Here is a 14,677-nt window from a genome sequence, read left to right as displayed (position 1 = left end):
ATATAGAAGCATGAAATTAATGATCATTTTAACCTTTATTACATCTTTTACGATCTCCTTAGTTTATCCTCAAGTCTCTGAGCGAAAATTAATATCCATTAACAATAAAAATATGGCTTATAGCACATTTGGACTTGAAGGTAGAAAAACCGGTGAACCGATTGTTGTATTTGAGAGTGGACTTGGTTCTTCTGGAGGAAGTAATGGAAGCTTATTTCCATTTATTCAGAATAATTTTGCAGGTATTGTTTACGATAGAAACGGAATAGGTGAATCTGAATTGGATAGTACAATAAGAAGCGATGCGGATGTCATAAAAAGACTTCACGATTTATTGACTACTTTAAAAATAAGTCCACCCTACCTCCTAGTTGGGCACTCGATAGGTGGACCATTTATTCGTTTGTTCGCTTCAAAATATCCTGAAGAAATAGCCGGTCTATTTTTCATAGATCCAACAGATTTTATGTTGACCAAAGAAGAGGATGATGAAGTAAAGTCCAAAACAGGTAGTAGAACAGGGTATCAGGAACTTTTGAGTATAAACCTTCAAAATATCCTAAAAGACCCTACTATATCAAGAGGTTTCCGACATGAATTGAAGAGAGAGTTGGATGAAAGTACCCCAAATTTTTTCAAAAATTATACTTCTTTACAACCACTACCTGATATTCCGGTTACCGTAATGATTGCATACAATAAGCATATCGAACAATACGAAACTAAAATGAATGAAGAGTTACAATTGGGTATCAACTTAATTCCTTGGTGGAAAGCACTCGATTACCTTCGTATAGAGCACTACGCGGAAATGATAAAAAATAACCGTAACAGTAAATTAATCTTATTACCACGGTACAGTCATGGTATCCATCAACAGGATCCTAAATTAGTAGCTGAGGCTTTGATAGCGACATATAAGAGTTGTCTTCGATCTTATTAACAAAAATTAATGATTGAAAATTCACTTGTACGAGTTAGCTTACTGTAGTAAATAACTCTACATTATCTATAAGATCAATTCAATAACATAATTACTAAAACTATATGCCATGAAAATGGCAAAGTTGAAAATAACAATAAAAGCCGCATCTCACGACGGGGCTTTTTACTTTATAAACATATGATACTTAATGGGGGTTTCGCTAGATATGTATTGAAGCAATCAACTACCCCCAGAATTGATTTGAACTAAAATTCTATTGATAAGTATGAATAGAAGCTATAACTTTCCAGTTTCCATCTTCATTAATTAAGGTAATCAGATCAGTCTTCATAAAAGACTCAAATTTCATGATAACTTTAGCAATCAAATAATGTGCACATTCATCAATAATTTGAAGTGTCGTTTGACAGTTCATCTTCTCTCCACTCTGCTTTTTCAAAAAACTAATAAGTTCTGAACGGCTATGATTTGGATATTTTAAACCTTGCACGCGTTGACAAAAATCAGAAGAAAATAATTCCTCTATCCCTTGAGATTGTCCCTCAGTCATGACATCAATGTAATGATGGATAGCTAGCTTTGCCATTGAAAAGTTTATGCTCCTTTTCACAGGTCTTCCGTCAGCCATAGTACAAAATGACAGTATAACTAAAAATGTTACTAAACCTATTTTTATTGAAGTCTTCATTGTTTCTTTTCTTATATGTTCCCTTTGAAACTAACATCCCTAATTAAAATGATCAAAGTGAATAGAGTACCTACAGCTTTGAATACATGAATGTCTGTTCTGAACTACATCATAACTTTTGTAATTACAAGTTATTATTGAAAAGCAATATCCCATATATCTAACTCTATGATAATTAGAGTCATTATTCTCTTATAATCATACTATCTCCAAGTTCTACAAATTATAAAAATAAAAAAAAACCTCCGAAACTTTTATTCCGGAGGGTTACAAATAATGATTATAGCAGTCGCAAAAACAAGTGCTAATATGAATTTACAATTAGTTCGTTATCTTAATCGATAGCTCATTCAATAGGGCCTTAGCTTCGTTTAGATTTGAATTCCAAACTTTAGTTCTTTCTGCACTATTTAACTTCTGGATCGCAGCTTCGAAACGCTTCAAATCCTCAGTCAACCCCTTCTCCTTAAGCGCTTTCTTGACGATTTGCACTTTTTCATAATCTTGAACACCTTCGAGTGTTCTTTCATAACGGATCGAGCTTCGCCCATTTGGATACACAATATAGGTATCACCTGCTGGCCAGGTACGGAATCGGGAATCTAAAATCGGGTTTTCTACCCATGAGTTGAATGCCCAATGCAATAATCCATCAAAATCAGCAGCTTCAGCATACCATCCCATGTAAGCAGACTCTGCAGGATCTGAAAACGTAAATTGATTTGGAAAATTATTCCCACAGTAGACATAAAAAGTAGTGATCAAACCTCTTTTTTTACGATCGAGCAGATCTTCATGAGAAAAGGGATGATTTGCGGCAATACTAATATCTTTACTGTCAGGATAGCGCTGATAGGTTTTCTGATTATCCGCATAAGAAACACCTAAAGTTGGTGCCACCTTTTTTAAAAGAGATAAAGCACCATCTACTTCTTCTTTTGTACGTTCGTCCATGGCGATATTTGTAATCCCCAACCAACCTTTTGAATCCAAATGTTTTACAAGGTCTTTTAAGAAAGGGGTCCATAATTCCTCAAATGCAGGTGTTCCTGGTTTTGCAACAACATTGACAACTTCATTTTTTGCTACATCGCGATAATGTATTTCATTATTCCATGGAACAATCGAATAGATATTAATCATCTTTTTAATGCCTAAGTCCATCATAAACTGAACCCAACGGTCAAATACTTTATAATCGTAAGCCCAAGTACCATCTACATTTTTGTTCCAAACAATCATGTCAGCATATGGATCATAAGTCTGTACATTCCATGGATCTTTATTCATGGTTGCAGTGATCACTTTCTGTCCTGCATCGGCTAACATTTTCATAACTGGTTTCATCGCTTCAAAATGGGCATCACTCCACATTTCTAATCCATGCACACGTGCTACAGCCGATGGATGTTGCCATTGATCCAAATGGAAGACCCATTCACTAGGCTTTGGCAATATATTTTCTAAAACAGTAACTTTCAATGTTAATTGGTCAGTAGTCTTTCCTTTACTCTCGATGCGCACTTTTGCTTGATATTCTCCAGGGGTAGCATCACTCGGGATCTTCACCGTCAGCCAAACAGGACGTGCTTTGCTAGCTTCAAGATCGAATGCTGTTAGATCATCTAACATATCTGGTGATAATGAAGAAGCAAAATCCTCTTTCTTCCGATATCCACAGCCAGCGGCAAATTCATCAGTCATTACATAGCGAACGAAACGTGCTGAAGCAACATTTGAAGACATTTTAGCCCCCTTTGTACCTTTGAAATCTGATATAGTCACCTTGACATCCGGCGCAGCCTCTTTCGTCCATAATAACACTTGTGATGAAACCCTTTCTCCACGCCATCCGACTATAGCATCGCTAGACTTCTTCTCTAAATCAGGAACCAGGGATTTAGGATAACGCTTATCTATTGTTACGAACGAACTATGTAAGCCCTTTTTAACCGTGGACCAGTCAGACAATGCATCTTTCGTTGGATCCGCCATTTCTTGAAAATTTACCATTTCAAAGGCAGGTGTCTGTGCCTTTGCCGTTTGTACACTCCATAGCGCTCCGACAAGAAGTGCCGACGCTAAAGTTGTATTCTTAAAGCTCATATTTATATAACTTATTATTCAATTCAGATTCATCCTACCGATTTGATTAGTTTTTAAACAAGTATATTTAAAAACTAATCACAAAATATATTTTCACAATATGAAGCAAACTAATTAAATTTTAAGATGTATACAAATGCTAAACAAGAACAAACGATTGCTCATTTTTATCACCCCGTTAAGTCCATACTTTTTCATTGTAAGCAGCCTCCCAAAATTGATACTCCAGTCTAGATGCTAAAACAAATGCTTCACTCATCTTATTACGAATAGCAACAGTCGCATTTGCGGCTACTTGATCACACATAGCAATTGATTGTCGTACAGAAATAGCAAAATCTTCTCCTCCATACGTATCAATCCATTTTTGATAAGGATTATCAACTGATTTTTCTTGTCTAGCAATATATTCCCCCACTTCTTTATATATCCAAAAACAGGGTAAAGTTGCAGCCATCCCAACCTCTACAGGATCTAGCGCTGCTGTACTTTTTAGATAATGCACATAATGATGGCAAACAGGCTGCATATGACCTTTTTCGTTGACACCAAAATCCTTAAAATAAGAGTCGTGCAAAGCATTTTCGACAACAATCGCATTTTCTCCAAAACGCATATAGGATAGCGCATCTTGAACATCATGTGCCCGAGCACCAATAAGGGCTAATGCTCGACCAAAATGTTCAAGATAAAGCGAATCTTGAGCCATGTAAAATTGAAATTTTTCTTTCGGCAAATTTCCTGTCGTAAGTTCCTTTATAAAAGGCATGTCTAATATAGACTGATATTTATCTGAGATACTATTCCAGACCTGTTCAGACCAATTCATATTTAATTTGTTTTTGAGGATTAAAAAAATGATTTAAAGGACCGTTTCCCATCCCTAATTGTACATTTGCCCCCTGCTCTATTGCCATAAAAACATAATTTTGCGCTAAAGAAACGGCTTCAGATATCGTATGCCCCTGTGCCAAATAAGCGGCTATTGCAGATGATAGTGTACAACCGGAACCGTGTGTATTCTTCGTTTTTATTTTTTTACTTTTAAATATTTCTGGGTGACTATTCTTATCAAATAATATAGATTGCAGCGTATCTTGTTCCAGATGCCCCCCTTTTACCAAGACACGCTCACAACCTAATGCAAGGATGCTTTCCCCTGCAACGTACATATCTTCTAAAGTTGCCACTGACACCTTGGCAAGTATACCTGCTTCATCCATATTCGGTGTAATCACATCTGCTAAAGGGAATAGTAGGTCGATCATTGCAGCAATAGTTTCTTCCTCAATAAGCTTGTGGCCACTGGTAGCAACCATAACAGGATCAAATACAAGGGGTACTTTTTTATATTTCTGAAGCGTCTGTGCGATCGTAATAACCAATTGTGGTGTATGCACCATTCCTATCTTTATGGCATCAGGAAAGACATCGTCCATAATAGATTCAATCTGATCCGCTACAGCTTCCAGCGCTATAGGATAAATTTTGCGGACACCCATCGTATTTTGTACAGGCAATGCTGTCAGTACTGAAGTAGCGTAGCATCCTAATGCTGAAAAAGTTTTGATATCAGCTTGGATTCCGGCTCCCCCACTGCCGTCGAAACCTGCGATCGTCAGCGTACTTGGATAACGGTATTTTTTCATTTCAAAATTTCATTTTTAAGTTCATAAGCTGCTTTTTCCGGATCTTCACTTCCACATATAGCAGATACTACAGCTAAACAATCGGCACCTGCTTGTATAACACGACGAGCATTTTGTATGTGAATATTGCCGATAGCAACTAGCGGTTTGTCTGTTCGTTGCCGAATCTCGACAATACCTCTTAACCCCCATTCGGTGATAGTGTCTTTTTTCGTTTCAGTATTAAATACAGGGCTGATACCCAGGTAATCGGATAATGGAATTTGCTCATTTTTTAACTGTTCAAGATTTTCAATAGAATAACCGACTAGAGGTCTTGGGCTATACCAGACTTCTCTAATACCACGAGGAGAAATATCACGGTTACCTACGTGAATACCATCCGCACCTACTTTTTGGGCCACTTCAAGATTATCATTGATGATTAGCGGAATTGTGTATTTATCTGTAATCTCTTTCAATTGTTTAGCTTTTGCTAAGTATAGGTCAGATGTTAGATTTTTTTCTCTAAGCTGTATGACATCGACACCACCCAGAATTGCTCTCTCTGCTACGTGAAGGAAATTTTTCCCACGGCAATCCTGCTCTGAAATTACGAGGTATAGCTGATAAGGAAAAGATGTATCTAAATTCATAATATGCCAAATTTTAATGTATTATTAAATTCAGCCTCAGTGATATTATATAGTTTATCAAGAAGTTTAACTTGCAAACTACCCGGCCCATTACTTTCCTTCTCAGCTAACTCCCCCGCTACTCCGATTAGAGCCATTGCAGCAGTTACAGCCTCTGTTTTATTGGTGATTACAGCCATAAATGCCCCAATAATCGCAGTTGCAGAACAACCTAAACCGGTTACTTTTGTCATCAAAAGATGTCCATTTTTTAGATGAATCTCCTGACTCCCAGAAATCACGATATCTGTTTCACCAGAAATACAAACAATGGAACCATATTGTTGATGAAGATTCAATGCTGCCAAAACTGCTTCACCACTTTGAGAAGTACTATCCACTCCTTTCGTCTTTATAAGATTAGATTTGTTTAGTGCGATAATTTCAGATGCATTACCTTTTATGACAGTGGGTTTTTCACGAAGCAATTCTTTTAGAATATGATCGCGATAAGATGTCGCCCCCGCTCCAACAGGATCTAAAATCCAAGGTTTTCCTAATTGAGAAGCAGTATTTGCGGCCAATAACATAGATTCAGACCACACTTCGTCTAATGTTCCTATGTTAATAACAAGTGAATCGCTGATCGTGACCATCTCGACTACTTCAGATTTAGCATGCGCCATAATGGGTGAAGCACCAACAGCCAACAAGGCATTGGCTGTATTATTCATGACCACAAAATTACTAATATTATGTACGAGTGGCGATTGCGCTCTTACTTGTTGGATATACTTCCAAAGTGTTTTTTCCATGTTCATTTCATTTAGTAAAAAATCGAATGCTTTAGGAAAAAACCACATACAAAACAGCACAGGTGTACTGTATTGCTTTTCCCTACGTCGGTATTAGCCGTATCAGGTTCAAAGGGACTCTCTCAATTCTTTTTAGAATACCCCTAAAGCATAACAAAGATATAAAATATAAACATTCATTCTTATAGTTATCAAAGTTTATATTTCATAATGAAATGATGCTAGACAATACATCAGCGAACAATTCCTATAATGAATAGTTTTTAATAATTTATGAGTGATTTTCAACACTTTTTAATTTTCCCTTTAAAGATAAAATTTATATTGTCAGATATATACTTATTTTATAGATTACAATTTCATGTAAACTATTTATTATAATCTTTTTCATTGGATATAGAAAAAAGAGCTATGGTTTATTATTTTTAAAAATAAACTTATCCCAAAAAGAAGCGAAATTATTCTCACTACCATATTGAACAAAGTTCAGTAAACTTATCATAATCAATATATTGAATAACAAAAAAAAGATATAACCACATCAATAGTTACTTTTATTGATTTATTAATAATGTTTTATTTCTTCAAGAAACTTTAATTTTTTTTTTAAAAAGATTTGCAACTTGTAACATTTTTCTGTTATTTTATCAAATATTACTAACCCCTATTTTTTTAACCTACAGTAACATGAAAAAACTTTACACCTCCTGTTGTATGGCGGTTTCGGTATCCCTCATTTCGATATCCAATCTGCAAGCACAACAAGCTCTCACTGGAAAAGTGACGAGTGCCACTGGACCAGTTTCAGGAGTCACCATTACCGTAAAAGGTACTTCCCGAGCCACTCAATCGAAAGAAGATGGTAGTTATACCATCCAAGCCCAAAAAGGCGAGACACTTCGTTTTACCATCATTGGTTACGTCGCTCAAGAAGTACAAATTGGCGATAGTAAAATCATCAACATGATTATCAAACCCGAAGAGGGCTCGTTGGAAGAAGTCGTTGTAACGGGATTTACACAGCGTAAAAGAAGCCAAATTGGTTCTGCCGTTACGACAGTTTCTGGAGATGATATCCGTCGCACAGGAGCGATAAACCCGATTGCGGCACTACAGGGAATGGTACCTGGACTACAGGTACAATCTGGCGTTGGTGGTCCTCAATCTACACCAATTTTCCGTATCCGTGGTAGTGCTTCTTTGGATCCTTATAACAACCAACCTTTAGTCGTTATTGACAATATTCTTATGGACACAGATATGGTCTTACCTAATCGAGGTGGAAATCAAGATTTTGGAAATATCTTAAAAGATCTCAATCCCGATGATATCGAAAATATTACAGTATTAAGAGGGGGAGCGGTAACAGCTCTTTATGGTAGCCGTGCACAAAATGGTGTTATTTTGATTACCACAAAAAGCGGGTTTGCACAAAAGGGATTGGGAGTAAGTATTACTCAAAATACCCAATGGGAACAGGCATATAAAACCTTAGATTTTCAAAATCATTTTGGTCCTGGTACTACCAGTAGCGATTTGGACTTTATAAAAACAGCGGATGGAAAATTACAGGTTGCCGCTCCTGGTTATAACTTTGGTCCCAGATTTCAAGGTCAGACCGTACTCGATAATGATGGTCGCGAAATTGTCTATTCTGCACAACCAAACAATATGCTTGACGCGTATCGTCTAGCACCTAGTACAAATACTTCTGTAAGTATTTCCGGCGGAAGTCCACAAGGTTCTTTTCGTCTATCTTACTCCAATAATTCATCAAAAGGGATTACACCCAACAATGATTTCAAAAGAAATAGCGTTAATTTTCGTGGATCACAACGTCTATTAGGAAAAATAATTGTTGATGCCAACGTAACGTATGTTAAAAGTAAAGCTAAAAATCCTGCAGATGTAGGTGGAGGAAATGCATTACTCTCTGGAAATACTGATGCTGGAAGTATTTTAATGAACTTCGCTTCAGGTATACCTCGTTATTATGACACTAAATACTGGAAGAACAATTACATTGCCCCCATTGGTGGCTGGAATGATGCCGATCAAACAGGATTCAGCAGCGTTTTATATAATTTGTACGAAAATAACCGAGTTTCCGAGGATGATAATTTTAGAGGCGTAATTGATGTCCAGATTCCATTCAACGATAATTGGAAGTTTCAAGGATTTGCCAATGTCAATTACATTGGTAGCAACTTCGAAAATCAGACACGAGGACGTGACTCTGCTTATACCAATCCATACTATGCTACGAACACAGGTAATCGCTTCACTTCTCAGTTTAGAGGAACATTAAACTATACGAAAAAATTCAATGATTTTAACGTTATGGTATTAGGTGGTGGCGAATACTACAGTTTTACATCTAAAGGACAATGGGCTAATATTGATGGAGCTATCTACCCAGATATATACCGTCTTAGCAATTCACGGAATCCGGTAAAAGCAGGCGAATATGCACCTAACAAAAGTAATTTAGGATCCCTCTTTTACCAAGCATCCATCGATTATCGTGATGAATTGACCTTAAATGTTTATGGACGTAACGACTGGAATTCCACGCTAGTCTACAATGATGGACATGGAACCTATTCTTATTTTTATCCGGGAGTAGATGCGATCTGGAAATTTAACGAAACCTTTAAGGAAAAATTATCACCTTTGTTCAACTATGCCGCTTTACGTGTTTCTTATGTAAAATCAGGTAATGGAACAGCCGCCTACAGAGCGAATACAGGGGCATATTCCGCCGGCAATCCTTATTTATCCTATGCAGGACTTTCCGTGCTTAATTATTCCTTTTCAGATAATACCCTTCCAAATCAGAATTTAGTTCCTGAACGCACGGGCAAGTATGAAGTTGGATTAGAGGTACGAATGCTGAAAAACCGACTAGGTACCGATTTCTCTTTTTACACACAAGATTCCAAAAGTCAGATCATTCCATTCGGAGCTCCGGCACCTTCTGGTGTTACTGCAGCTCTCCTAAATGGCGGAACAATCCGTAACCGAGGAATCGAACTGTCATTATTTGGAGTACCTATTAAGACAGAAAACTTTTCTTGGGATACCCGCTTTAACTATACCCGTAACCGTAACACCGTTCTTGATCTCCCATTTGGTTTAGAGAGTATCAGACTTGGCGGAGGAGACGGCTATCAAGCCATAGCAAAAGCTGGTGGAGATTATGGAACAGTTATCGCTCCATATGCATATGCAAGATACCAAGCGGTTGACGGCACCCGAAATCCTATTGAAAGTCCCCTTAATGGTCAAAAAGTATTGCTAATCAGTGGAGCTTCCACATTATACGAACGTGCTGCGAACTATACTGAAGGTCTGGACAAAGCTCCTGTTTTAGGTTCTATTGTTCCTAAATTTTTAGGAAACTGGCGCAACACCTTTAATTATAAAACCGTGCAATTGGTTGTCGCTTTAGATGCTAAATTTGGCGGTATGGTTTATTCATCTACCAAAGACCTAGGTTCATGGTTAGGAACTTTAGAGAGTACGCTTCCTGGACGTTCAGCTGAATTTGGTGGGGTTCCCTATACAACTGCTGCAGGCGTACAAAGAACCGACGGGGTTGTATACGATGGTGTATATAAACAGGGTAGTACAGTAACTGTAGCAGGCAAGTCAGTGGATTTATCAGGTATGTCTCACCAACAAGCTATAGATGCAGGCTACGTACGCCCCGCTAGTGCCTTAGCTTACTATGCGAATTCTCATTCCTGGTTTAGAGGTATCCGTGAGCGCTCTATGTACACATCTTCATGGGTTTCTGTTCAACAAGTAGGTTTGAATTATGATTTACCAGCTACTGTTGCAAAAAAATTAAAAATGAATGGGCTACGTGTTGGTGTTTATGCAAACGATCTTTTCTTCTTGTACAATAGTGCCCCAGACAATTTTAATCCATACAGCGTTAGCGACAGTGGTTCAGGCGCGATGAATGAGGGGTCGGCAATGCCCTACGTTCGTCGTTTCGGTTTTAGTATAAACGGGAGTTTCTAGCAGAATGATCATTGAATTAAAATTTACGGAAATGAAAAATAAAATTAATATATGGGCCATTCTTTTAGTCTTTGCACTATCGTCTGGCTGTGGCAGGGATAAATTTGCTGATTTAAATACAGACCCTGATGCAATCTTAGCAATCCCACCCGAGTATGAATTACCTACAGGATTATTGGCTATTCATGGCGGGGAACGCTATTACGACCTTTATCTAGGTATTTATTATTGGTCGCAGACCTTTTCTATTGGTTCTGGAAATGCGGAAGGTTCTTATCAGGCTTCGGGAAATATTGGAGCTAGATGGGGTATGTTCTATACCGGTGTGGGGAATCGTCTGGTAGATATTAAGGAAATTATTAAGAAACTACCTGCTGAAAAGCAAGCTTCTTATGCACATCTTAATGCTATTGCGGATATTCCATTGGCTTACTTCGCTTGGTATACTTCGGATGTATATGGTAGCCTCCCTTACTCAGAAGCATTCCGAGCACGATACACTACACCCGCTCTACTTGCCCCAAAATATGATACGCAAGAACAATTGTATGAGATCTTAGATCAGCAATTAAAATCTGCAGTTGAAAGACTTAAAGCCCCGACGACAGTTACCCAGGCCAATCTCACAGGATATGATATTTATTATGATGGTGATGCTGTGAAATGGATTAAAGCAGCGAATAGTTTACGTCTTAAAATGGCAATGCGTTTAATGAAACGCAACCCTACAAAACTACGTACCATAGCAGCAGAGGTATTGGGAGATAATGTAGGTGTTATAAACAACGATGCTGAATCATGGAGATTTATTGCAGGAAATGGACGTACCGGAGGTGACGATAATCCTGCTAACCAACGTCCTGTGTCTGGTTCGAAAAATATGGTCGATTTTATGTGGAAAACGAGTGATCCACGTATTCGGATTTACTATGAACCATCACATTTTACTAAAGAACGTTTCGAAGCAGCACAGCAACAGGGAAAAATTCCAGCTTCTTTTGTTTGGGATGGACAACTCTACCGTGGACAATACATTAGCCCTGATGCTTCGTTAGATGCAACTAAAGCTCCATATTTTGCAGCGATCTCGTACAAATTTAATAATGTAGATGTAACTGGGGTTAGATTACCATCATCTATCCGTCCCAGCTACTTCAATAGTACTCCAAATTCTGGAAATATGACATACCCCCTGATCAACCTTTCAGATGTTTTATTTATGCGCGCTGAGCTTGCGCAACGTAGTATCTATGGAACTCCAGCAGATGCGCAAAACTGGTATTACAAAGGCATTGATGCGGCTTTAGCTGAGCATGATAAAGCAGCATCAATTGCAAAAATAACAGGTTACCAGGCCTTGACTCCGGAAGAAGTGACTGCATACAAAGCAAAACCAGGTATCTTATTTACCCCTGCCAATGCACTTGAACAGATCTGTGTACAACAGTACATCAATTATTTTAAAAATAACAGTGAAGCATGGGCACTTATTAAACGAACAGGTTATCCATCTTTAACTGGAAATATACTGAAGTCTGAGGAATTCATCAGTTCAGGTGTTACTTTAGAAATGCCAAGACGGTTTTCAATTACACGTCCATTTGCTACTGATCTAAATGCTGTAAATGCCAACAATGCTATTGATGAAATGATGAAAGATCCTGAATTCCGTAATCCTAATGAGATAACTGGAAGAGTTTGGTGGGATATGAAATAATTCCCATATAATAGTAAATAAATGACTAATTGCTTATATCCAATGTATTTAAAATTTACGTTGGATATAAGCAATTTTGTCTATATTCATAATTTGAAAACAAGACCATTTAAAAACTAACAAAGTGAAGAATATCGGCATAGTACTTATTTTACTTTTAGGATATCTAACCATCCAGGCACAACCGAGTCAGATCGATTACAGGTCGATTCCAACAGGCGTAACCATTGATAATAATCAGCTCATATATAACGCTTTAAAAGATACTCCTCACGTTTATATTTTTTATGCTCCAGAATGTCCACTAAGCCAAAAATATACATTGACAATAGCTTCTCTCTTCACTAAATTTGGAAACAAAGTCAAGTTTATTGGTGTATTTCCTGGATCCGAAGAAAGCATAGGTCAATTTCAAGAATTTAAAACTAAATACAAGATTAACTATCCTTTAATCAAGGATGAAAAATTAGAACTTATATCCGCTCTAAAAGCGACTGTTACACCAGAAGCTTTTCTTATCGACTCATATGGAAAAATTGTGTATCATGGCGCGATAGATGATTGGGCTATAAAACTAGGAAAAACAAAACAGCAGGCAACAGTTAATTATTTAGAAAATGCAATAGAGGGATTACTGAACAACACCGCGGTAGAAACTCGTTATGTTAAACCAATCGGATGCTATATCGAACAATGAAATCAACTCACCTCTATTTATTAGGTTTAATGCTGCTTGCTACTTTAACAGTACAGCAAACGCATGCTCAAACCTATCAAGATGTTAAACAAATTTTAATAAGCAAGTGTGCCGTCTGCCACAAGAGTACCGATGGTGAGGCTCCTTTTCCACTGGAAACCTACCAAGACTTCAAGAAACGATCTAAAATGGTGAAAGAAGTAATTCAAACCAACTTCATGCCACCCTGGATGCCAAATCCGCATTATCAAGACTTTGCAAACAACCGTCAATTATCATCAACTGAAAAGGAAATGATAATTAAATGGATAGACTCAGGAGCTCCTGAAGGAAAAAACAAAGTTAAACGACAAGTCGCGGCATCTGTGCCAGTATTAACAGACCGTAAGCCTGACTTAACCTTAAAAATCGACAAACCGTTTATTGTAAAAGGGAATAACAAAGAGCGCTTCGTTCTGTTTAAGGTTCCGTTTGAAATGTTGGAGGAAAATACCATTGAGGGTATCGAATTTTATAGTAACAACAAAAAGGTTGTCCACCACGTAAATTACATGTTCACTTCCATTCCTGATATATCAATGGATCTTAAGGCAGGAGATCCATATATTGACAATGCCGAGGAAACGGACTTAAAAAAACTTATGCAATATGAACCCTATCAGACTAATCCTATATTTTATACCGGATGGGTTCCTGGTGCTTCTGTTGAATATTATCCACAAGATTTTGGCTGGATACTTCCAAAAAGAGGAGTCGTGGTTTTTACAGTCCACTATTCTGCTACTGCCACTGACGAACAGTCTGTAGTAGGCGTGAATCTATATTTTAAGAAAAAACCAGCTAAAAGGCAGGTCAGAATTATTAGCTTAGGTTCAGGTGGGATTGGAGAAAGCGATATCTACCCCAGATTTGTTATACCTCCGAATCAAGTTTCTACTTTTTCATTAAAAATCAGAACTCCTGAAGATCAATCTTTATTATACGTATGGCCACATATGCATTACCTTGGAAAAGACTTTCTTGCTTTTGCTGTTACAGCACAGAATGATACCATTCCATTAATTCATATCCCAAATTGGAATTTTGAATGGCAGGAAATGTATCGTATGAAAAAGCTCGTTAAGATACCTGCTGGATCGACTATTAATATTGTTGGTACTTATGACAATACTGCAAACAATCCGCAAAATCCAAACTCCCCTCCTAAGCAAGTATATTCAACTGGTAATATGACAGCAAAAGATGAAATGCTGACTTTCTTACTAATTTATGCTCCATATCAAGAAGGAGATGAAAATGTCTCATTAGAATAAATAAACTAAAAACCAACTCCAACCTACAAGGGTGCTTAATTAAACTTCAGGAACTTGATCTACAAAGATATCGTTCCTGAAGTTTTTTTTATTAAATCTGAGA

At 37.4% G+C, this 14,677-nt stretch carries 11 protein-coding genes and 1 riboswitch; of the genes, 5 read left to right on the top strand and 6 right to left on the bottom strand.

The genetic code is table 11. The annotated features are described in order from the left end of the window. The first annotated feature begins 10 nt into the window (after positions 1 to 10). The gene (locus tag FHR29_RS03125; RefSeq protein WP_183912242.1) at positions 11 to 943 is read left to right on the top strand and encodes an alpha/beta fold hydrolase; all 933 of its coding nucleotides are present in this window, start codon (positions 11 to 13) and stop codon (positions 941 to 943) included. Between the two features lie 256 nt (positions 944 to 1,199). Here the strand turns inward: FHR29_RS03125 and FHR29_RS03120 are convergent, their stop codons facing one another. The 6 genes from FHR29_RS03120 to thiM form a co-directional block, all read right to left on the bottom strand. Further along, positions 1,200 to 1,532 carry a nuclear transport factor 2 family protein gene (locus FHR29_RS03120; protein ID WP_183912240.1) on the bottom strand — a complete coding sequence of 111 codons (333 nt, stop codon included), beginning with the start codon at positions 1,530 to 1,532 and terminating at the stop codon, positions 1,200 to 1,202. A 423-nt stretch (positions 1,533 to 1,955) separates the two neighbouring features. Beyond that, positions 1,956 to 3,740, bottom strand: a complete 1,785-nt coding sequence (locus tag FHR29_RS03115) for a DUF4091 domain-containing protein (protein ID WP_183912238.1) — start codon at positions 3,738 to 3,740, stop codon at positions 1,956 to 1,958. A 178-nt stretch (positions 3,741 to 3,918) separates the two neighbouring features. Further along, on the bottom strand, positions 3,919 to 4,569 hold the full coding sequence (gene tenA / locus FHR29_RS03110; RefSeq protein ID WP_183912236.1) for a thiaminase II: 651 nt from the start codon (positions 4,567 to 4,569) through the stop codon (positions 3,919 to 3,921). After that, positions 4,556 to 5,389: a bifunctional hydroxymethylpyrimidine kinase/phosphomethylpyrimidine kinase gene (gene thiD / locus FHR29_RS03105; RefSeq protein WP_183912234.1), complete on the bottom strand. Its 834-nt coding sequence runs from the start codon at positions 5,387 to 5,389 to the stop codon at positions 4,556 to 4,558. Before thiD ends, tenA begins: the two co-directional genes overlap by 14 nt. Further along, positions 5,386 to 6,024: a thiamine phosphate synthase gene (gene thiE / locus FHR29_RS03100; RefSeq protein ID WP_183912232.1), complete on the bottom strand. Its 639-nt coding sequence runs from the start codon at positions 6,022 to 6,024 to the stop codon at positions 5,386 to 5,388. The genes thiD and thiE overlap by 4 nt, the downstream gene beginning before the upstream one ends. Continuing rightward, entirely contained in the window at positions 6,021 to 6,818 is a 798-nt protein-coding gene (gene thiM / locus FHR29_RS03095; RefSeq protein WP_183912230.1) for a hydroxyethylthiazole kinase, read from the bottom strand. Before thiM ends, thiE begins: the two co-directional genes overlap by 4 nt. A 62-nt stretch (positions 6,819 to 6,880) precedes the next feature. Continuing rightward, positions 6,881 to 6,973, bottom strand: a riboswitch (TPP riboswitch). Positions 6,974 to 7,505: 532 nt separating this feature from the next. Between thiM and FHR29_RS03090 the strand changes: the two genes are divergently transcribed. The 4 genes from FHR29_RS03090 to FHR29_RS03075 all read left to right on the top strand — a co-directional run bounded on the left by FHR29_RS03090 (position 7,506) and on the right by FHR29_RS03075 (position 14,574). After that, positions 7,506 to 10,847 carry a SusC/RagA family TonB-linked outer membrane protein gene (locus FHR29_RS03090; RefSeq protein ID WP_260291703.1) on the top strand — a complete coding sequence of 1,114 codons (3,342 nt, stop codon included), beginning with the start codon at positions 7,506 to 7,508 and terminating at the stop codon, positions 10,845 to 10,847. Positions 10,848 to 10,878: 31 nt separating this feature from the next. Further along, a complete protein-coding gene (locus tag FHR29_RS03085; RefSeq protein WP_183912228.1) occupies positions 10,879 to 12,564 on the top strand; it encodes a SusD/RagB family nutrient-binding outer membrane lipoprotein in 1,686 nt (561 codons plus the stop codon). A 124-nt stretch (positions 12,565 to 12,688) separates the two neighbouring features. Beyond that, the gene (locus tag FHR29_RS03080; RefSeq protein ID WP_183912226.1) at positions 12,689 to 13,261 is read left to right on the top strand and encodes a redoxin domain-containing protein; all 573 of its coding nucleotides are present in this window, start codon (positions 12,689 to 12,691) and stop codon (positions 13,259 to 13,261) included. Further along, positions 13,258 to 14,574: a cytochrome c gene (locus FHR29_RS03075; protein WP_183912224.1), complete on the top strand. Its 1,317-nt coding sequence runs from the start codon at positions 13,258 to 13,260 to the stop codon at positions 14,572 to 14,574. The genes FHR29_RS03080 and FHR29_RS03075 overlap by 4 nt, the downstream gene beginning before the upstream one ends. Positions 14,575 to 14,677 lie beyond the last annotated feature (103 nt).

Source organism: Sphingobacterium sp. JUb56, assembly GCF_014191365.1.
In the GTDB taxonomy this organism is placed as follows: domain Bacteria; phylum Bacteroidota; class Bacteroidia; order Sphingobacteriales; family Sphingobacteriaceae; genus Sphingobacterium; species Sphingobacterium anhuiense.
Note: the sequence above shows the minus strand (reverse complement) of the source record. Positions and strands in the feature narration are given on the sequence as shown.